At 47.7% G+C, this 21,838-nt stretch carries 16 protein-coding genes; 11 read left to right on the top strand and 5 right to left on the bottom strand.

The window, feature by feature from the left end:
• Positions 1-12 precede the first annotated feature (12 nt).
• Positions 13-1,134, bottom strand: coding sequence for a bifunctional diaminohydroxyphosphoribosylaminopyrimidine deaminase/5-amino-6-(5-phosphoribosylamino)uracil reductase RibD (gene ribD, locus KDM90_RS05805; RefSeq protein ID WP_230409673.1), 1,122 nt, complete (start codon positions 1,132-1,134; stop codon positions 13-15).
• Positions 1,134-2,249 carry an iron-sulfur cluster carrier protein ApbC gene (apbC, locus tag KDM90_RS05810; RefSeq protein ID WP_212674658.1) on the bottom strand — a complete coding sequence of 372 codons (1,116 nt, stop codon included), beginning with the start codon at positions 2,247-2,249 and terminating at the stop codon, positions 1,134-1,136. Before apbC ends, ribD begins: the two co-directional genes overlap by 1 nt.
• 275 nt (positions 2,250-2,524) lie before the next feature.
• On the opposite strand from apbC, the gene metG reads away from it, so the two are divergent.
• From metG to KDM90_RS05830, 4 genes are read left to right on the top strand one after another with little or no spacing between them, the layout of a single operon-like run.
• A complete protein-coding gene (metG, locus tag KDM90_RS05815) occupies positions 2,525-4,582 on the top strand; it encodes a methionine--tRNA ligase (protein WP_230409633.1) in 2,058 nt (685 codons plus the stop codon).
• A gap of 15 nt (positions 4,583-4,597) precedes the next feature.
• Positions 4,598-5,074, top strand: a complete 477-nt coding sequence (locus KDM90_RS05820; protein WP_212674660.1) for a GNAT family N-acetyltransferase — start codon at positions 4,598-4,600, stop codon at positions 5,072-5,074.
• Between the two features lie 51 nt (positions 5,075-5,125).
• Positions 5,126-6,949 carry an aminopeptidase P family protein gene (locus tag KDM90_RS05825; RefSeq protein ID WP_212674661.1) on the top strand — a complete coding sequence of 608 codons (1,824 nt, stop codon included), beginning with the start codon at positions 5,126-5,128 and terminating at the stop codon, positions 6,947-6,949.
• 36 nt (positions 6,950-6,985) lie between these two features.
• On the top strand, positions 6,986-7,504 hold the full coding sequence (locus KDM90_RS05830; RefSeq protein ID WP_212674662.1) for a GNAT family N-acetyltransferase: 519 nt from the start codon (positions 6,986-6,988) through the stop codon (positions 7,502-7,504).
• A 6-nt stretch (positions 7,505-7,510) separates the two neighbouring features.
• On the opposite strand, the gene KDM90_RS05835 is transcribed toward KDM90_RS05830, so the two are convergent.
• The 3 genes from KDM90_RS05835 to imuA form a co-directional block, all read right to left on the bottom strand.
• Complete coding sequence (locus tag KDM90_RS05835) at positions 7,511-10,669, bottom strand: error-prone DNA polymerase (RefSeq protein WP_212674663.1); 3,159 nt, start codon at positions 10,667-10,669, stop codon at positions 7,511-7,513.
• 87 nt (positions 10,670-10,756) lie between these two features.
• A complete protein-coding gene (locus KDM90_RS05840; protein WP_230409634.1) occupies positions 10,757-12,307 on the bottom strand; it encodes a Y-family DNA polymerase in 1,551 nt (516 codons plus the stop codon).
• The gene (gene imuA / locus KDM90_RS05845; RefSeq protein ID WP_212674664.1) at positions 12,222-13,037 is read right to left on the bottom strand and encodes a translesion DNA synthesis-associated protein ImuA; all 816 of its coding nucleotides are present in this window, start codon (positions 13,035-13,037) and stop codon (positions 12,222-12,224) included. Before imuA ends, KDM90_RS05840 begins: the two co-directional genes overlap by 86 nt.
• 209 nt (positions 13,038-13,246) lie before the next feature.
• Here imuA and KDM90_RS05850 point away from each other — a divergent pair, with 209 nt between their 5' ends.
• The 7 genes from KDM90_RS05850 to KDM90_RS05880 all read left to right on the top strand — a co-directional run bounded on the left by KDM90_RS05850 (position 13,247) and on the right by KDM90_RS05880 (position 21,678).
• Complete coding sequence (locus KDM90_RS05850; protein WP_212674665.1) at positions 13,247-13,615, top strand: ArsR/SmtB family transcription factor; 369 nt, start codon at positions 13,247-13,249, stop codon at positions 13,613-13,615.
• A 77-nt stretch (positions 13,616-13,692) separates the two neighbouring features.
• Positions 13,693-14,394 carry an aquaporin gene (locus tag KDM90_RS05855; RefSeq protein WP_212674666.1) on the top strand — a complete coding sequence of 234 codons (702 nt, stop codon included), beginning with the start codon at positions 13,693-13,695 and terminating at the stop codon, positions 14,392-14,394.
• Positions 14,391-14,867, top strand: a complete 477-nt coding sequence (locus KDM90_RS05860) for an arsenate reductase ArsC (protein ID WP_212674667.1) — start codon at positions 14,391-14,393, stop codon at positions 14,865-14,867. The genes KDM90_RS05855 and KDM90_RS05860 overlap by 4 nt, the downstream gene beginning before the upstream one ends.
• Before the next feature lie 74 nt (positions 14,868-14,941).
• The gene (arsA, locus tag KDM90_RS05865; RefSeq protein ID WP_212674668.1) at positions 14,942-16,705 is read left to right on the top strand and encodes an arsenical pump-driving ATPase; all 1,764 of its coding nucleotides are present in this window, start codon (positions 14,942-14,944) and stop codon (positions 16,703-16,705) included.
• Positions 16,706-17,117: 412 nt separating this feature from the next.
• Entirely contained in the window at positions 17,118-17,861 is a 744-nt protein-coding gene (locus KDM90_RS05870; protein WP_212674669.1) for a FadR/GntR family transcriptional regulator, read from the top strand.
• Positions 17,862-18,948: 1,087 nt separating this feature from the next.
• A complete protein-coding gene (kdgD, locus tag KDM90_RS05875) occupies positions 18,949-19,860 on the top strand; it encodes a 5-dehydro-4-deoxyglucarate dehydratase (protein ID WP_212674670.1) in 912 nt (303 codons plus the stop codon).
• A gap of 237 nt (positions 19,861-20,097) precedes the next feature.
• Entirely contained in the window at positions 20,098-21,678 is a 1,581-nt protein-coding gene (locus KDM90_RS05880) for an aldehyde dehydrogenase (NADP(+)) (RefSeq protein ID WP_212674671.1), read from the top strand.
• Positions 21,679-21,838 lie beyond the last annotated feature (160 nt).

The following is a 21,838-nucleotide window of genomic DNA, read 5'->3' on the forward strand; positions in this document are numbered from 1 at the left end:
ACGTGCACTCACCTACTTCTGCCACCGAGCAATCACTCGAATTGCTTCACCAATTTGCCGGAGCTCATGAATTGCCAAAATTTTGGCTTCGCTGACACTGTGCAGCACGGGCAAATCAAACATCGAACGCCCTCGCCCCAATAGCTTCGGTGCCAAATACAACAACAATTCATCGACACGATTGGCTTGCAAAAATGCGCCACTCAGGGTCGCACCAGCTTCTATATGCACATCATTTACCTGCTGTTGACCCAAGATTTCCAATACCTTCTCGATATCAACACGTGGATTGCGCTCAGGCATTGGCGCAGCGGCATGGTGTAATTCGATTCCCGCTTGCTGCATCGATGCAATTTTGTCCGCGTCGTTGCTCGCATGAAAAATGGTCACGGGTGTTTGTTGCAGAATCTTCGCTTGAAGCGGCGTTCTTAGTGCGGAATCAACGATCACTTTACGCGGCTGATGCACTTGATCGACTGCCAAATCGGGCAGTCGCACAGTCAGCTGTGGATCATCACTCAATACCGTCCCAATACCGGTCAAGATGACGTCAGCTTTCGCACGCCAATGATGTCCATCCAATCGCGCTGTCGCATCTGTAATCCATTGACTCTGCCCATTTGGCAATGCCGTCAAACCGTCGAGACTAGCCGCCATTTTTAAACGGACCCATGGCCTGCCCGTTTCCATGCGCTGAAAGAATCCGCGATTCAATTCACGTGCTTCATCAGCGTACAACCCCACCTCTACTTGCATACCTGCGTTTTGCAAAATCAACAAGCCGCGCCCTGCAACTTGAGGATTGGCATCTTTAATTGCAGCAACGACGCGTGCAAGCTTGGCTTCAACCAGTGCATTCGCACAAGGGGGTGTCCGTCCAAAATGACTGCAAGGCTCTAAGGTCACGTAGGCTGTCGCGCCCCGCACATCGTGGCCGCGATTGGCCGCATCACGCAAAGCCATCACTTCAGCGTGTGCTTGGCCGACAGCTTGGGTGCAGCCCTTCCCCAAGATTTGCCCATCTTTCACGATAAGACAACCTACTTTGGGATTCGGAGAGGTGGCCATGGTGGCTTGTGAAGCGAGCTCCAAAGCCATTCGCATAAACGATTGATCTTGCGCTGTGAAATGCATCACGTATTTTGTACCGTGATGGTCGGAAATTTACTGCTCATATCTTTCGCTTGTTCCGCGACCTTGATGGCTAGCTTACGCGCAATATCTTTATAGATGGTCGCGATCTGTCCATTAGGATCGGCGACCACAGTAGGCTTGCCAGAATCCGCCTGTTCACGAATTGCCATCGTTAATGGAAGGCCACCTAAAAATTCCACGCCATAATCAGCGCACATTTTTTCGCCACCGCCTGCGCCAAAAATCGCTTCGGTATGACCACAATTCGAACATACGTGGGTACTCATGTTTTCCACAATGCCAAGAATTGGAATTCCTACTTTTTCAAACATCTTTAATCCCTTACGCGCATCAAGTAAGGCGATATCCTGCGGTGTCGTAACGATCACAGCACCTGTGACGGGCACTTTTTGCGAAAGCGTCAACTGAATATCACCCGTTCCTGGTGGCATGTCGACAATTAGGTAGTCAAGCTCGCGCCAATTAGTCAGTTCTAACAACTGTTGGAGCGCTTGCGTGACCATCGGCCCGCGCCATACCATAGGCGAATCGGGGTCAATCATAAAACCAATTGACGAAACTTGAACACCGTAGTTTTCCAGCGGCTCCATGGTTTTACCATCGTTGGATTCGGGTCTACCCTCGATTCCCATCATCATAGGCTGCGAAGGGCCGTAAATATCGGCATCCAACAAACCCACCGCAGCGCCCTCTGACGCCAAAGCGAGTGCAAGATTGACTGCTGTGGTGGACTTACCGACACCGCCCTTGCCTGAAGCAACGGCAATAATATTTTTGACGCTAGGCATCAATTTAATTCCGCGCTGAACTGCATGCGCAACGATTTTGGTATTAACCATCACGTCGACGACATCGATACCGTCCACACCCAACAACGCATCACGTACCAGTTTTGCAATCTGTTCACGCTGCGAGTTCGCTGGATAAGCCAACTCAATTTGTACGCTCACTGTGGCGCCTTGCACGGCAATTTGCTTCGCCGATTTGGTAGAAATGAAATCTTTTTGTGTATTGGGATCGATTAATCCGGCCAGAATTTGCTTAACTTGTGCAATCTGTTGCTCAGAATTATTCACTGATTCGCTTGCTGACATACGCTTTCTCCATTCAATTTTCATCAGTCTAAACCAAATTACACCGAAAACCCTTGAAAGCCCTGCTTACGGAAGGCGTTTAAGCCGCACTGGGATGTCACCTCGATAAATTTAAAGCTTGTTGACATGCTACTTTTTTACTCTCAGCTTTGACGGCCCTGTGACAAATATCTGAAACCATCATCATGCGGCATCGCGCGACTAAAGCCGTGATTTCAAGCACTTTCGCTGTTAAAATACCGTCTTTGTTTAATTCATATAAGAAATCCAAGATTATGACCCGCAAGCTGTTTGTCACCACTGCCCTTCCCTACGCTAACGCTCCCTTCCACCTCGGCCACATTATGGAATATATCCAAGCCGATATTTGGGTTCGTCATCAGCGAATGTCTGGGCACGAAGTCAACTTCGTTTGCGCTGATGATGCGCATGGTGCGCCAATCATGATTGCGGCTGAGAAAGCGGGACTTACTCCTCAAGAGTTTGTGGGGCAAATTGCGGCTGGACGAAAACAATATTTAGACGGTTTTCATATTCAATTCGATAATTGGCATTCTACCGATGGTGCGGAAAATCATGCCTTATCCCAAGACATTTATCGTAAATTAAAAGCAGCTGGCTTTATCATTAGCAAGACAATCGAACAGTTTTATGATCCGGTCAAAAATATGTTTTTACCCGATCGCTACATCAAAGGTGAATGTCCGAAATGTGGTGCCAAAGATCAATACGGTGATTCTTGCGAAGTTTGCTCTGCAGTCTATGCGCCAACCGAATTAAAAAATCCCTACTCGGTATTGACTGGTGCAACACCCGTGATGAAATCATCTGAACATTTTTTCTTCAAATTATCTGACGAAAAATGTGTCGAATTCTTGCGTGGCTGGGCTTTGCAAGACAATCGCTTGCAGTCCGAAGTTGCGAATAAATGTAAAGAATGGTTAGAAGGCGAAGGTGGTTTGGGCGATTGGGATATTAGTCGCGATGCACCTTATTTCGGTATCGAAATCCCCGATCAACCTGGTAAATATTTTTATGTATGGTTGGACGCGCCAGTTGGTTACTTGGCGTCCTTAAAAAATTACTTCAATAAAACTGGTCGTGATTTTGATGCGTTTATGGCTGATCCGAGCACAGAACAAATTCACTTCATTGGCAAAGATATTACTTACTTCCATACCCTGTTCTGGCCAGCCATGTTGAAATTCTCTGGCTACAAAACACCCGACAATGTTTATGCACACGGCTTCGTCACGGTCTCAGGCGAAAAGATGTCGAAATCACGTGGTACAGGTATTTCGCCATTGCGCTATCTTGACATTGGCATGAATCCGGAGTGGTTGCGTTACTACTTCGCAGCAAAGTTGAACGCCAAAGTGGAAGATCTGGATATGAATCCAGACGACTTTGTGGCAAGGGTCAACTCTGATTTGATTGGCAAATACATCAATATCGCTAGTCGCGCAGCAGGCTTCATCACCAAACGTTTTAATGGTGTAGTGAATACAAGCTGGGCTACCAATGAGGATACTTTCATTCAAAACTTGCGCAACGTTGCCAGTGATATTCAGGCTTTATACGAAGCGCGTGAGTTCGGTAAAGCTCTGCGTGCCGTGATGGAGCAAGCCGACATCATCAATGCCTACGTCGATGCGAACAAGCCTTGGGAACTAGCAAAACAACCGGAAAACGATGCGAAACTCCAAGAAGTTTGCAGCCGTTTGCTTGAAGCTTTCCGCATTTTGACGGTATTCTTAAAACCTGTACTGCCGCAGCTTGCGTCACAAGTCGAAGCGCAACTAAACATCGCTCCGCTTAATTGGGCGAGCGTGCAAACGGCACTGCCTGATCAGCACACGATAAATCCTTATGTCCATTTAATGCAACGTGTTGATATTAAAATTTTTGATCAATTATTCGATGCACCTGCGGCAAGCCCAACTGAGGTAGCGGATACCACAAACAGCGCGGCAAATATCGAAGCGCTGGCTGAGGAAATCAAAATTGACGACTTCGCAAAAGTTGACCTCCGTATCGCAAAAATTGTGAACTGCGAACACGTCGATGGCTCAGACAAACTGTTGCGCCTAAGCTTAGATGTGGGTGAAGGTAAATTGCGAAATGTTTTTTCTGGCATCAAGTCCGCTTACCAACCAGAGCAGTTGATTGGTAAATTCACCGTCATGGTTGCCAATCTCGCACCACGCAAAATGAAATTTGGCGTCTCAGAAGGGATGGTATTGGCCGCATCTGCTGCCGATGAGAAAGCCAACCCTGGCCTCTATATTCTCGAAGCATGGCCAGGCGCAGAGCCTGGTATGCGAGTTCGTTAATTCTAAATCACGGCTATGGATATCGTCATACGCGAAGCGAATGTCGACGATGCGCCTCTTTTGGCGCATTTGACTCGCACTTGTTGGGCTGGCAAAGTCGCGTCAAGTTCGTCTGGGCATTCTGAAAGTAGCGAAAAAGTAGCCGAAGAACTGACACTAGGTGGCGGTTTTATTTTACTGATTGACGAAGAACCAGCCGGCTCAGTACGCTGGCTTCCTGTCGATGGTGAAACCCATACTTGGGAAATGCGTCGGATGGGCATCCTCCCCGCATTTCGCGGTGAAGCGCTGTCACAACATTTACTCGAGGCCGTCATCCATCAAGCCCAGACTTCTGGGGTTGAAGAATTGCGTTTAGGCGTACGAACCGACCAACCACGTTTGGTAGATCTCTATACCGCCTATGAATTTGAGCTCGCTCCCGAGCTTGAATATGCCCATGCCAATCCGAATGAACCTATGCCACATGTCATGCGACGTATTCTGCGTTAATTCATACCGTAGCCAATTCCGCCTCCCTTCTATTTCTGAGTAGGAAATCCAATGAGCATTTCAATTTCCCAACGTATTTCCCAACGGTTAGACGCGCTACGTGGCGCGATGATCAAACATGGCGTTCATGCTTGTTTAATTCCGTCAGCAGATCCTCATTTGTCAGAATACTTGCCCGCCCGTTGGCAAGGTCGTGAGGTATTTTCTGGCTTTACAGGCTCAGTTGCAACCTTCATCGTGACGATGGATTTTGCTGGTTTATGGGTCGACAGCCGCTATTGGTCGCAGGCTGAAATAGAGCTTACCGGCACCGGTATTAGTATCATACAAGTTCAATCCGCAGCGGCGAACGCACATATTGATTGGCTGACTGAACACTTAGCAGGTGGTCAAACTTTAGCGGTGGATGGCAATGTACTAGGACTTGCAAGTGCACGTGCTCTGCAATCTGCTTTCGCGCCTAAGCAAATTATTTTAAATACCCAATTAGATCTTCTTGATGAAGTTTGGGATGACCGACCTGCGCTTCCCGATGCTCCGATATATGAGCATCTAGCACCATTCGCAACCATTAGTCGTGTGGAAAAATTAGCAGCAATCCGCGTGCAAATGCGGGCGAAAGGGGCAAATTGGCATTTTGTCTCAACGGTCGATGATATCGCTTGGATTTTCAATTTGCGTGGCGCCGATGTGAACTATAACCCGGTATTTGTATCGCACGCATTAATTGGAGTAGACAGTGCGACTTTGTTTGTTCCATTGAATAAAGTCTCCGCTGACATCATCGAAAATTTAGCAAAAGATGGTGTGCATTGCCAACCCTACGAACAAGCAGCCGCTGCATTAAACAATTTAAATGCGAGCGCCAGTTTATTGATTGACCCACGTCGTATCACGTTTGGGTTCCAACAAGCGATTGCAAAAAATGCGACCGTGATTGAAGCACTCAACCCCTCGGTTTATAACAAATCGCGTAAATCAGCAGCAGAAGCACAATTTGTTCGTCAAGCGATGGAACAAGATGGTGCCGCTTTGTGTGAGTTTTTTGCTTGGTTTGAACAGGCTCAAGGTCAACAACGCATCACCGAGTTAACAATTGACGAACAAATTTGCGCAGCGCGTGCGCGCCAGCCGCATTTCGTTTCACCCAGCTTTGGCACAATTGCGGGCTTTAATGGGAATGGCGCGATGCCACACTATCGCGCCACGGAGCATTCCCATGCTGAAATTGAAGGAGATGGCCTACTATTGATTGACTCTGGCGGCCAATATCTGAACGGAACCACAGATATCACTCGTGTTGTACCAGTTGGCACGATTTCGGAAGATCAAAAGCGTGACTTCACGCTCGTCTTAAAAGGCATGATCGCACTGTCACGTATGCAATTTCCCTATGGAACTTATTCGACTGTTCTTGATACGGTGGCGCGTGCGCCGATGTGGGCAGAAGGAATCAATTATGGCCACGGCACAGGACATGGGGTTGGATATTTTCTGAATGTCCACGAGGGTCCGCAATCCATTTCAGGAGCGATCCCCAATAGTGACATGGTGATGCAGATCGGTATGATTACTTCCAATGAACCTGGAATTTATCGTCCGGGAAAATGGGGGGTGCGGATTGAGAATCTGTTGCTATGCGTGCCAGCGATGAGCACAGAATTTGGTGATTATCTTCGATTTGAAAGCCTAACTTTGTGTCCTATCGATACCCGTTGCATCGCGCTAGAACTCATGCGCGACGACGAAATTGAATGGCTGAATGATTATCATCAACAAGTTCTATTACGTCTTTCACCACGCGTTCAGGGCGATGCCTTAGCATGGTTAAAAGCGCGAACCACGCCAATTAGTAAGATCAGTCGCACATCTTGATAAGAACCTGAAGGTCAATCTCAATTAAGGCAAATAATGCGTGATATCCCGACATGGCAAGTAATGCCAGCGAGCTTAGATGATTTTAGTGGCATCAAGTCGCTTTACATGCGCGTCGCACGACAAGGTGGCGGGATCGCTCGGACAGAAGATGAAATCAGCGATGACTACATACGTCACAATCTTGATTCGGCGCTCGCGCGTGGGATTGCCTATGTCGCCAAAGCCGAAGGAAGTATTGTCGGTGAAATTCATGCCTACCGACCTATACCGAAATTATTTTCTCACGTTTTGTCAGATTTAACGATTGCGGTTGATCCAGATTTTCAAGGAAGTGGCGTAGGTCGAGCCATGTTTACAGCGCTTCTTAATGAAGTCGTCGCCTCACATGCAGAGATCCGGCGTGTCGAATTATTCGTCCGTCAGTCCAACCTGAAAGCACAGACTTTTTATCAAAGCCTAGGATTTCAAATCGAAGGACATTTTCAACAGCGCGTACGACGCCATGACGGCGATCTAGAAGCGGATATTCCAATGGCTTGGTTACGCGCTTAAACGCGTTCAACAAAAATCCCGACTCGCTGCGGAAAAATTCCCCAGTAGATGACTCATGTCGACTAAGCGCTTTGCCACCAGATGCTGAACTTGTCCATCCGTTTGCCAAATACCATAAACGCCAAGCAATCGCGCATTCATTGCTTCTTGACGGAATTGGTCCACTAACGTCGGCCAAACGATCACATTCACTGGCCCAGTCTCATCTTCAATCGTAATAAATAACACCCCTTTGGCAGTTCCCGGCCTTTGTCGAACGGTGACCAAACCACAAGCGCGCGCAAACTGTTTATTTTGAAAAGTCTGCAATACCTCTGCTGGTAAAAAACGTTGCTTCAACAAGCGCGGTCTGAGTAATGCCAAGGGATGTCTTTGCAGCGTAAAGCCAGTACTATGATAATCACGCAGAATTTCTTGTGCCTCGGTGGGGATACTAAGTTGTGCAGGGGTTTCTGCTAATGTCGTCGGATGCAACAAATCTTTATCCGGTATCGCAGCAACTGCTTGCCATAAAGCTTGATGCCGATTGCCGCTCAAAGCGGCCAAGGCGTTCCCGCTCGCGAGTGCTTCTAAATCACCCCGATCAAGCTGTGCACGTCGAGCTAAATCGCTAATATCACTAAATGCTCCTTGTTGACGCGCTTTGCTAATACGCAGAGCAGCAGCTTGCGACATACCGCGCAGTAAACACATGCCAAGTCGCACTGCGGGCTGTGCTTTGATGTCAACACGCTGTGGAATATCTTCTAATTTAGCGTCCCAATCACTGACCATCACATCAATTGGACGCACAACAATCTGATGTCGTTTTGCATCTTGAATCAATTGCGATGGAGAATAAAACCCCATCGGTTGCGAGTTCAGCAGAGCACATAAAAATACCGCAGGTTGATGACATTTAATCCAACAACTCGCATAAGTCAGCAAAGCAAAACTAGCGGCGTGACTTTCTGGAAATCCATATTCACCAAAACCCAACATTTGATTAAATACGGCGTGAGCAAATTCGAACTCATAACCGTTTTTTACCATGGTATCAATAATTCGACGTTCATAGTGTGCTAGACCACCTTTGCGCTTCCAAGCCGCCATTGCACGTCGCAACTCATCCGCTTCACCTGGAGAAAAATCCGCTGCAACCATGGCTATTTGCATTACCTGCTCTTGAAAAATAGGAACACCTAGAGTACGTGATAAGACTTTTTCTATCGCTGGCTTAGGATACACAACGGGTTCCAAACCCTGACGCCGCTTTAAATAAGGATGCACCATGCCGCCCTGAATCGGTCCGGGGCGAACGATCGCTACTTGCACCACTAAATCATAAAAAGTACGTGGACGCAAACGTGGCAACATACTCATCTGAGCGCGCGATTCAATTTGAAAAACACCCACCGTATCTGCTCGACAAATCATATCGTAGGTAACGGAATCCTCTGGCGGAATATCTTGCATACGCTTTGGGCAAGCTGGAATTTGCTGCATTAATTTAAAAGCACGCTGCAACGCAGATAACATCCCTAAAGCCAACACATCGACTTTTAACAAACCTAATGCTTCTAAATCATCCTTATCCCATTGAATAATGCTTCTGCCCTCCATGCTCGCTTTTTCGACTGGCACTAAGCGTGTCAATTTATCGCGCGCAATCACAAATCCGCCACTATGCTGCGATAAGTGTCGCGGAAATCTCAATAGCTGATTCACCAACGCAGCCCATTGCTGAGCTATATGCGACTGCGGATCCAAACCATTTTCAAGAAATCGTTCAAGCAAGGCTTCTTTACTATCAAACCAATGCTGCGATTTGGCTAATTGATCAATCAAGTGCGCGTCAACGCCTAAGGCTTTACCGACCTCGCGTAAAGCACCACGTGGGCGGTAAGTATGCACAGCCGCAGCCAATGCTGTTCGATGTCGACCATATTTTTGATACAGGTATTGAATCACCTCTTCACGACGCTGATGCTCAAAATCTACATCAATATCAGGCGGCTCGCCGCGCTCTTTGGATAGAAAACGCTCAAATAATAAGATACCGTTTTCAGGACTAACCTCGGTAATATGCAAACAATAGCAAACCACTGAATTCGCCGCTGAACCACGTCCCTGACATAAAATATCTCGCGAGCGGGCAAAGCGCACAATGTCATAGACCGTCAAAAAATACGGTTCATAAGCAAGATCATTAATCAAATGCAATTCATATTCGATCTTATTCTGAACCTCAGTACTTACTCCGTATGGGTAACGATGTTGCGCACCCGCGTACACTTCTTGTCGCAAAAATGAAGCTGGTGTATGGCCTTTCGGCACCAGCTCATCTGGATATTCATAACGTAACTCGGCTAAAGAAAATTGACATAAATCGGCAATTCTGAGAGTTTCTTGCAAAGCAGACGCTGAATAAATATTTCCCAATCTTAAGCGCGAGCGTAGATGTTGTTCTGCATTCGGTGCCAAATCATAGCCACAATCAGCGATCGCTTTTCCAAGGCGAATCGCGGTCAAAGTATCTTGCAAAGGCTTGCGTGAACGCACATGCATACAAACATGGCCGAGCGCAACCAGCGGCAGTCCGGTTCGTATACCGATCTGCTCTAAATGGTGTTGCTGCCAATCGTCCATCGCTTGAGTTAACAAATTTAAACCTAACCACGTGCGTTGTGGAAAATGGCGCGCCATCCAATCGGCTTGCAATAGAACGAATTCGGGTTGAAGTGGATAATCAGGAATCAAGATGAGACAACAATGCGGTAGACCTGCGATATGCAATAGATCATCCGGTGGCGTAATAAAATCATCCGGTGTAATCAGGTAATGTCCTTTTACTGCATCGGCACGCATTCTTGCCAGACTAATTAACTCGCAAAGATTGCCGTAACCCTGTCGATTTTGTGCCAACACAAGCAAACGCATCCTACCTAATTCCACTCGCTGTTGGCTCCGTTGTAATTGAAAGACGCTACCAACGATCAAAGGAAATTGATGTTTTTGCGCCTCTTCATGGGCTCTCACGACCCCAGCCACAGAACACTCATCGGTAATCGCGAGAGCCCGATATTTCAATTTCACTGCGCGCGCAATAAGCTCTTCCGCATGCGATGCGCCATGCAGAAAACTAAAATTGGTCTGACAGTACAGTTCGGCGTAATCGGGAAACATTGCGCTTAAAATAGCCTTTACTCTATGTTGAATGATGAATATTCTTTTCAACTACTGGATTGAAGGATTGTTTAGTTAGCTTGGTTTTCAACCAAATACACCATGTAAAAACCATGCATCCTCTTCGTGCAGGAATTTGTTTTGCCCAATCCGTTCACGATAAATCCAATAACGATAATGTTGAGTACACTCTGCAATAAAATAGTCACGAGTAACGAGTTGTCCATTCCACCAACCTGCCTCGATCCGCTCTGCGGGTGATAAAAGTTTGAGACGTGATCCGTAATAAGGACTGTGCTGTTTCACCTTCAGTGAGATCGGCTTACTGAGTAACCAACTCGGCCGCGGAGTACGAAAAATTGGTATATTCTTCTGCGCTTGGCTCACCGTTTTTTCCAAAATCGAAACCCAATGATTAGCGACCTCAGGTCGATGGTCGGCTCGCGGTGCAGCTTGCAAAACTTGATCAGCACCGAGTCGAGCAATTAATAATTCAATGAGTCGATGCTGATCCTCACTCTGACTTCCTTGATCAGGAAAAAGCGAGGTACTTAATGCTTGGCGCACTTCCATCGCATCGACTTCCAAACGAACGGCAATAGCAGCGCTACCGAGTTGCCATTGCGCGAGTTTCTCTTTCAATAAACGGGTAATATGCTCTTCTTGCCAACAAGCTTGAGCGAACGGAATAGCAAGCACGCTAGGCGCAGTTGCCTGCCGACCTCGTTCATGTTCCAGTATCAGCGTAATATGTTTGACGGCTTTTTGCTGTTGATTTAGCCATCCACATAACTGCAATACCAAGCCACGACTAAAATGAAAAATCGTTTCTGTCTTATCGATCCGATCTGGCAATTCAGAACGTGCATGAAATTGATCCGGAACCACAATCCATTGATGTAGAGTTGGGAGTTCACCATAAGCACGGTCTAAAGCTAACAACAAGGCTTTTCCACAGCGTCTTTGTAAACCAGCACGCGGCAATCGACGTAGCGCTGCTAAATTTGTACAGGCTATCCCTTGTAACCAATCAAGATACGGTCGACTAGCTGCGAATAGATAACACGGCAAAGTATCTAAATGCAGCGCCAAACGTTGGCTATTCAAACATAGGTGTAATTGACGCGTACGCCGTGTTGTTTTACTTCTTGTTTGTGGCATTTTTTGTGCTAATAAACTCGCCGCGCTCGCATTATTCGCTATACCTATTTGTGCACACACACCTAAATGAATCAGATCATGTCGTATGCGTTGATACAGCTTTCGAATGCCACCAAACAATCGTAAACTAGCCGCGACTTCCATCAACACAATCTCTGCCGAATCCTCACAAAAACTCACACTGGGTGAATACTGCAAAAGACCAAACGCTACCTGCTGGCGCAACATCCGCTCTCGAACAGGATCTCGCTCTTTGATGATGGCATCATCGCAGAGCAAAGCAATACTATTTTGACGCATACCCACTAATAAACCACAAGCACTGAGGTTCTCGCTGAGCGCGTAAATGTGTTGATGCTCGCAAATGATGAGTTTGCTTTGCCCTTCTTGTTTAGCCAACCAATGCGGACGAAATACCTCCAGCGCGAGCTGCGGTAGATAAATGGCGATCCATAAAGGCGGTCTCAAGACTTGCATGATCTAATTGGTTCGACAAAGGCTGACTAGAGGGGCTAACTGATAGTGAATTGAATGATGCAGAAAATTGTGGAAGTAAGTCTTTAAACGCTAAAACCACTGCCTGTGCTTGCTGCGCCCCTCGTCGTTTAAAAATATCAATTTGCAAGCCGTTATGATGGAGTGCCAACTTTAAACGTAAGGGGGCTGGTGATGGCTGATGCTGATTTTCCCATGGACGAATCAGACAAAATAAACTACGCCCATTTTGCGCTGCCAAATGCAAACGTCGTAAGGCATCGTGAGTAAAGTGATGACGTCCGGATTGCCACAACAAGAGAGCACTACAAGCCTGATTTTTTACAATTTGCTCGGCCGCCCACAAAACATCACGTGGCTGATGGCACGGTAACCATAGAACACGCGACAAATCCAAGCGTAAAGCAGACAGCGCCAATATCTGGGGCTGGTATGGCGTATTTAATAAAACAATCTGTCCTTCTCGCAACTGGGCGAGTGCGTGACTAAGTAATTGCAATTCAGCACTTCCCGCTTGCTCGACTAATAATTCCATTAAATTTGACAGAGGCCAACCACCTCCTGGCAACTCGGCTGCTAAAGCTGCATGGCCGCAATCAACATAGTTACCAAAACCACGGCCCAACTGGGATGCACGCCACAAAGACGGATGCAAACTCTCCAGATTGACTGCAGCATGGTTAGCAGATTGCAAAGAATTAGTGCAAGACATAATTAGATAAATACTGTATGGATGTACAGTATATGTCTAGTTGAAAGAAATTTCAAAACTTTTATACGAGCTTATTTTTCATACAAGTTTCATTGCATTCACAATCCTTAGCATGCTTAAACCAAGGTGATGAAATAAGATTAAACAATACTTGATTCTATATTTCTATAAATATAGAATTATAGAAATAACTTAATCAATAACACGATATGGAAACCAAATCCGCCATCACCGCCCTCGCCGCTTTGGCACAAGAATCTCGACTAGCGATCTTTCGATTGCTGGTTGCTGTCGGTCCAGAAGGCCTAGCAGCGAGCAAAATCGCAGAAGAACTCGAAGTTCCCTCGTCGTCATTGTCGTTTCATTTGAAAGAGTTATCGCACGCGGACTTGATCGTGGCGCGGCAAGATGGGCGATTCATTATTTACTCGGCGAATTTTTCGGCGATGAATGATTTGATAGGATTTTTAACTGAGAGCTGTTGTGGGGGTAATCCCTGTGGACCAAGCGCATCACCGAGATCAGCGACGAAAAAATCAGTACCAAAATCAGCCGCGAAGTCTGTGGTGAAGGCTTAATTGATTTCCTCGTTTTTTACTCTTTTTTCTTTGATACTTGTTCGATATTTCTCTGATACTTCTTTGACCACGCTTTTATGTCTTCAAAAAACATTGTACTGAAACGCATTGTCGCCGAGTTCCTTGGCACTGCTTTTTTACTCGCTGTCGTCGTTGGCTCTGGCATCATGGCGCAGACGCTTTCTGCTGGTAATGCTGCCATCGCTTTACTCGCCAATGCACTCGCCACTGGCGCAGGTTTGATTGCCTTGATTTTAATGTTTGGCAATTTGTCGGGAGCACATTTTAATCCTGTGGTGACGCTCTCTGAAGCGTGGCAAAAAAATTTACCAAGTCACTACATTTTTCCGTATGTCGTTGCACAAATACTGGGGGCCTTTGCAGGTGTCGCCGCTGCACATGGCATGTTTGATCTGCCGCTATTTTTCGCATCGATGCATGCGCGTACTGGTGTTTCACAATGGTGGAGCGAATTCATAGCGACCTTTGGTTTGATTGCGGTCATCATCAGCACCTCACGCACTCGTCCGGCAACTACGCCATTTGCGGTGGCGGCGTATATCACAGCAGCGTATTGGTTCACTTCTTCAACCTCATTTGCGAATCCCGCTGTGAGTTTGGCACGTGCAATGAGCGACACCTTTGCCGGCATACGTCCTAACGATGTGCCCGGTTTTATTGTGATGCAGTTGTTAGGCGCGGCATCTGCGACTGTGCTGTTTAACTGGTTATATCCATCACCTTCCCCATCTTCATCATCTGAGGTCAGCTCATCATGAACGTCTTATTTCTTTGTACAGGTAATTCTTGCCGCTCTATTTTGGGCGAGGCGACTTTTAATCACTTAGCACCTGCTGGTTGGCGCGCGATGAGTGCGGGTAGCAAACCAACCGGCCAAGTGCATCCACGTTCACTCGCTTTATTGGCGCGCGAAGGCATCGCGACCGATGGTTATTTCAGTAAATCCTGGGATAACTTGCCAGCGACGCCCGATATCGTGATTACGGTTTGTGCGAGCGCGGCGGGCGAAACTTGCCCTGCCTACTTAGGTCCTGTATTACGCACCCACTGGGGCGTCGAAGATCCGGCACACGCCACAGGCACCGATGAAGAAATTGACGCTAGCTTTATGCAAGCCTATCGTATTTTGCGAGCGCGTATTGAAGCGTTTTTTGCCTTACCACTTGCAAGCTTGCAAAACGATAAAGTGGCTTTAAAAGTAGAGATGGATAAGATCGCTAACCTCACTTGATCTCACTTGATCTCATTTGATTTCAACGACACATCATCACATCCATTTCTGAAATTTCCGAATCGGAGAACACCATGATTTTCTTAAAGCAGGCGCCGCCATTCCTATTCTTTACGGGCAAAGGTGGCGTCGGTAAAACATCGCTGGCTTGCGCGACAGCGATGCATTTTGCTGATCTTGGTAAACGAGTGCTATTAGTTAGTACCGATCCTGCATCGAATGTCGGACAAGTATTCGGTATCACGATAGGTAATCACATTACCGCCGTGAGTGCGGTGGCGAACTTATCCGCCTTAGAAATTGATCCGCAAGCGGCAGCACAAATCTACCGCGATAAAATCGTCAGTCCGGTACGTGGTGTATTGCCCGATGCGGTAGTCAATAGCATAGAAGAACAATTATCCGGCGCCTGCACCACCGAGATCGCCGCGTTTGATGAATTCACTGGCCTACTCACTAATCAAGCTGTGATCAGCCAATTTGATCACATCATTTTTGATACCGCGCCGACAGGTCATACCATACGCATGTTGCAATTGCCCGGTGCGTGGTCTGACTTTTTAGAAGAAGGCAAAGGCGATGCGTCGTGCTTAGGTCCCTTGGCTGGTTTAGAAAAACAACGCGAGCAATATCATGCTGCGGTGGAAGCCTTGGCTGATCCACAACGCACGCGCATGGTCTTAGTCGCTCGTGCGCAAACAGCTGCCTTGCGCGAAGCCGCCCGAACTCACGAAGAACTGGCTGCGATTGGCTTCCAACGTCAATATTTAGTCATCAACGGTGTGATGCCTGAAGCCGAAGCGGTACATGACAAATTAGCTGCCGCGATTGTGCAACGCGAGCAAAGCAGTTTGAATACTATGCCTGCTGTGTTGAAGGAGGCACCGTGTGATCAACTTCCTTTGCTTGGTTTTAATTTAGTTGGTTTGTCGGCCTTGCGTGCCTTGCTCAATCCATCGTCTGCAGTGTCGTCTTCCAAGCCGATTAGGGAAGCACCAACCTGTCCTGATTTGTCGAGCCTGATTGATGATTTAGCTGCACACGGACATGGCTTAATTATGACCATGGGCAAAGGTGGCGTTGGTAAAACCACGGTGGCGGCGGCACTCGCAGTCGAATTAGCGCGGCGCGGTCATGCAGTGCATTTAACCACCTCTGACCCCGCTGCCCATGTGTTAGCAGCGCTAGGTGGTGAGGTTGAAAACATGAGCGTCAGCCGCATTGATCCACATGCAGCAACAGAGGCATATCGTGCGCAAGTGATGGCGAGCAAAGGCAAACATTTGGATGACGCTGGGCGCGCTTTGCTGGAAGAAGATTTACGCTCACCGTGTACCGAAGAGATCGCCGTGTTCCAAGCGTTCTCGCGCGTAATCCGCGAAGCAGGTAAGAAGTTTGTCGTAATGGATACCGCGCCGACTGGACATACCCTGCTCCTACTTGACGCGACGGGTGCCTATCACCGCGAAATCGCGCGACAAATGGAAAGCACAGGCGTACGCTTCAATACCCCGATGATGCAGCTACAAGATCCACAGCAAACCAAAGTGATCATCGTGACACTGGCAGAAACGACCCCGGTATTGGAGGCGGCTGGCTTACAAAAAGATTTACAACGCGCAGGGATAGAACCATGGGCCTGGGTCATTAACAATAGCTTGGCACTAGCGCATCCAACTTCTGCTTTATTGCAAGAACGTGCGCAGAATGAATTAGCGCAAATTCAAACAGTGGCGGAACAACATGCCAAGCGTTGGGCGGTGATCGCTTTGCAAGAGCAAGAGCCAGTTGGGGTTGCGCGTTTGCAGGAGTTGTTGAGGAATGAAGGAGCTCGGTAGTAAGGCTTTTCTTCAAAATGTAGATTCCCTTCCCCCTGCAAAGCATAGATATCTACACAAATTCGGATTTGGTTAAAAGACACCTTCTCCCGCAAGCGGGAGAAGGCTGGGATGAGGGTGGTTCAAGTTAGCGAAATGCTTTTTTAAATGTCGCGTTCGGTATTTAGAACACATGTAGTCGTTATATTTTCTCGCTTGTCAGCCGCCCTCACCCCAACCCTCTCCCGCTTGCGGGAGAGGGAGCATTAGTCATCGTACAACTAGTACTCTTTGGCCTCGGTTTTCTCTTTTTCCATTACAAAAACCCATTTCAACAGTAAGGACTTATCGGTTATCATACGAGAAACAACTCAGCTATACGTGATCGCTCTGTAAACCATTAGATCACCTTCGACAAAGAATCGACACCGTTATGAATGCCACAACCATCAATCCTATACCCCTCCGCAGCAAGCCACGCAATCTTGCCAGCGCGGTGGTCGATCATTTGACGACGCGTATCAAGAGCGATGATTTAAAAGTGGGTGAAAAGCTGCCGACCGAATCCGAGATCATGCAAGTTTATAGCGTCAGTCGCACTGTTGTACGTGAAGCGATTTCGCAATTAAAGGCAGCGGGATTGGTCGAAACACGACACGGCATAGGCACCTTTGTACTCGCGCCTTCGCATCATCTAGGCTTACAGAATTCCTCCATTGTGACGGTACGCGACGTGCTCGCGGTTTTGGAAATTCGTATCAGCCTAGAGACCGAAGCAGCTTGGCATGCTGCATCACGTCGCACTGACGCACAAGTTGAAGAGATGCGAGCTGTGTTACAGCAGATGCGCACCACGGTGGAGTCCGGCGCGCATTCGGTTGATGCCGATGTGCGCTTTCATTTGTTGATTGCACAAGCGACTGGCAATCCTTACTTTGTCGAATTGCTAGGCCATTTAGGACATACCTTAATCCCGCGCGCACGTTTGAATACGGCGCAAATCAACCAAGACGATCCATCCGCTTATCTGGTACGTGTGCACCATGAGCATGAGGATATTTTTAATGCGATTTTGCGGAAAGATCCTGAAGCGGCGCGGGCGGCTATGCGGACGCATTTGAGTAATAGTCGGGAGCGGTTGAGGTTGGCGCAGGAGGTGATTGAGGGAGCTGTTTGAGAAGTTTTTCTTGCCTCGACGTTTGAAGTCTCATTCATTATGACTGTGACTCTATCAAGCGAGATCAGTTCTCAATGTGCATTGGCTAGGTGTGGCCCGACAGTCAATTCCCTTTTTGCTTCGAAAAAAAGCGATCTTAGCTTCACGCTATCGAATTTCATTTCTCCGCCTACTGAAGTGAGATTCGCCTTCATCCTTTCTCATCGTTTACAGGTCGGGGGTAGCCCGACAGCTACTTACTTTTCTTTGATTCGCCAAAGAAAAAGTAAGCAAAAGAAAGGCGACCGTAGACTCGCCCTTCGGGTGCTTACGCTACGCTCCAGCATAATTTGTGCATCACAAAAAATGGGAAAGTGTTGGAACTCGCCTTCGGCTCAAACAACAACACTTTCTTATCCATTTTCTGTGACGCACAAATTACATCGTCTTAAACGGGCGTAAGTCAAATTCAAAAACAACAGCAACACCAAAACAATCAATCTCAACGAGCGCATATTTTTCTACTGACGGCTCGGTGTCGTTGCTTTTGATTTTGACCTTCATCCACTTCTGACACTGCCAATTGTGCGAGACAGAAAATGGATAAAGAAAGCCTTGTTGTTTGAGCCGCAGGCGAGTTTCAAGGCTTTCCCATTTTTTGTCTTGCACAATTGGGAAGCCGAAGGCCAGTGGCAGCGTGGTCGCCTTTCTTTGCTTACTTTCTTTGGCGAAGCAAAGAAAGTGAGTGGCTGTCGGGCCAATCCCGACCTACTAAACGACGATCAACAAAGAGACTCAAATCAAAACACAAAAAGACATACCGATGCAGGTTTCACTCACCCAACATGCAAAAACCCATCCCCATCCCAGCCTTCCCCTTGAAGGGGAAGGAGTAACACCAATCACGCCACACATTCAAAGCACCCGCCGACAAATTCCCGCCCAATAAAGTATTTCACCAAAAGCAACTAAACCCCAAACAACACTAAAAAACCAAAAACCCTTTGCAAATTCCAATTTTAAGTTGTACGATGACGTATCACTTAAACGCAATCCCATGATTTTCTCTAATTCCACCCAATTTCCTGCCTTTATCACTGGAGACGCTATGCACCCACAAGACCTCAAAAAAATCCTCTCATCTGGACTCTTATCCTTCCCTATCACCGACTTCGACGAAAACGGTGATTTCCGTGCTGATACTTATGCTGAGCGTCTTGAATGGCTCGCGCCGTATGGCGCAAGTGCTTTGTTTGCGGCAGGTGGCACGGGGGAATTCTTCTCTTTGACACCGGGTGAATACAGCGATGTGATTCGTACTGCGGTCGAGACTTGCCGTGGCAAAGTACCGATTTTGGCAGGCGTTGGTGGCCCTACTCGCACTGCGATTGCCTTAGCGCAGGATGCGCAGCGTTTGGGCGCGCAAGGTTTGCTGTTGTTGCCGCATTATCTGACCGAAGCTAGCCAAGACGGTTTGATCGCGCATGTTGCCGAAGTGTGCCGTTCTGTGAGCATTGGTGTGGTGGTGTACAACCGTGCGAACTGCCGCTTGACGCCTGATTCACTCGAAAAATTGGCGGCGATGTGCCCGAACTTAATTGGTTTTAAAGACGGTGTTGGCGATATCGAACTCATGGTATCAATCTGGCGTCGCATGGGTGACCGCTTTAGTTATCTCGGTGGTTTGCCAACTGCGGAAATTTTTGCTGGTGCTTACAAAGCGATCGGCACGCCGGTGTACTCCTCTGCGGTGTTCAATTTCGTACCTAAATTGGCGATGGATTTTTATCACGCAACAGCTGCGGATGACTTTGCAACAACCAATCGTTTGATCGATGAATTCTTCTTACCTTACCTCGATATTCGCAACCGCAAAGCAGGTTATGCGGTCAGTATCGTCAAAGCGGGTGCGCGCCTAGTTGGTCATAGCGGTGGACCAGTACGTGCGCCATTAACTGACTTGACGGCAGAAGAAGATGACATGTTGTTAAAGTTGATTCGCGCTCAAGGTCCACAGTAAGCATAAAAGCAAGGGTAAAAATAGGCGCAAATGATGACGATTTCCATCAAGACCGGGCGTGCGCGCCCAGTTAAAATGAAATGTTCGCCTAATTAACATTTTATCTGAGTAGGACTTACGCAAAATTGCGCTGGCTAGACGTGGAGCCGAAGACAGTACCAGCTGTACGGCGAGGCGAACACAACGACGCCAGCGTCTGTTTTACGTAAGTCCTGATTAAGAATTAAGGAGTAATGCATGAAAATCACTGGAAGCATGGTCATAGGCCAGCAAACCATTTTCGGTAGCGCGGGGACGATCAAGGCGATCAACCCTGCCACCAATAGCGAATTCGAACCCGCATTTGGTTTGGCAACCAAGGATGATGTCGATCAAGCTTGTCAATTGGCAGCAGCCACATTCGACAGCTATCGTGAAACCACGCCAGAAAAACGAGCCAGCTTTTTAGAAAAAATCGCTGACAACATACTGGCATTAGGCAATACCCTGATCGAACGTGCACACCAAGAAACCGGTTTGCCTATAGCGCGTCTTGAAGGTGAACGTGGTCGCACCATGAATCAATTGCGTCTATTTGCGAAAGTAGTACGTGATGGCGCGTATCTATCTGCTACCCTTGATTCTGCGCTACCAGAACGCGTACCACCACGCCCTGACTTGCGTATGCGCAAAATCGGTTTAGGTCCAGTGGCAGTGTTCGGTGCAAGTAATTTCCCCTTAGCGTTTTCTGTAGCGGGTGGTGATACTGCATCAGCTTTAGCAGCGGGTTGCCCAGTTGTGGTCAAAGCCCATAGCGCACATCTTGGTACGTCTGAATTAGTCGGTAAAGCAATACAACAAGCGGCGAATGAATGCGGCTTGGCAGGTGTGTTCTCGATGTTGATTGGTGATGGTCGTCAAATTGGCCAAAGCTTGGTTGCGCACCCTGCGATTAAAGCCGTTGGTTTTACGGGTTCACGTCAAGGCGGTATGGCCTTGGTGCGTACCGCTGCGGCACGTGCAGAACCTATTCCTGTGTATGCAGAAATGAGCAGTATCAATCCGGTGTTCTTATTGCCAGATGCATTGAAAACCAAAGGCGCAGCGATCGCCCAAGGCTTTGCTGATTCCTTGACTATGGGTGCAGGACAATTCTGTACCAACCCTGGCATGCTGATCGCACTCGAAAGCCCAGAACTACAAAGCTTTATCGAAGCTGCGACTGCGGCCTTACAAGTCAAACCTGCAGCAACGATGCTGACTCCAGGCATACATCAAGCCTATAGTTCTGGCGTAGAACGCTTGAATCAAGTGGATGGCGTCGAGGTAGTGGCACAAGGTCTAGCAGCAAGCACACCTTGCGCAGCACAAGCAAATCTCGCAGTCTGCCTAGCCAAAGATTTCTTGAGTAATAGCGCTTTGCACGACGAAGTATTTGGCCCATCTTCGCTCTTGATTCGCTGCAAAGATTTGGCAGAGATGCAGGCAATCGCAGAACACATCGAAGGTCAATTGACAGCGACCGTCCACGCTACATCTACCGATTACGCGATCGCAAAATCCTTGTTGCCAAGCTTGGAACGCAAAGCCGGTCGTATCTTGTTTAACGGCTTTCCAACTGGTGTCGAAGTTTGTCACGCAATGGTGCATGGTGGTCCTTTCCCATCGACATCGGATAGCCGCTCAACATCGGTCGGTGCTACCGCGATTGATCGCTTTTTGCGTCCCGTCTGCTATCAAGAGTTCCCTGCGGATCTGTTGCCAACCAGTTTGCAAGACGCGAACCCATTTGCCATTCCACGTGTGATCAATGGTGAATTGACTGTGCCAGCGAAGTAAATCTTGATGGACAACGCTCTTCTCTCAATCGTGAGAGAAGAGCGATGAAAAATGTAAGGCGGGTGCAACCCGCGCCGCCGGTCGCTAAATTGTAGCCAAATCAAGCCAAAACAACGTTTTGGCGGCGCGGATTGCACTCGCCTCAGTATGCAAAATACAC

This window comes from Affinundibacterium fentianense (assembly GCF_018139545.1).
Classification (GTDB): Bacteria; Pseudomonadota; Gammaproteobacteria; order Burkholderiales; family Burkholderiaceae_D; genus Undibacterium; species Undibacterium fentianense.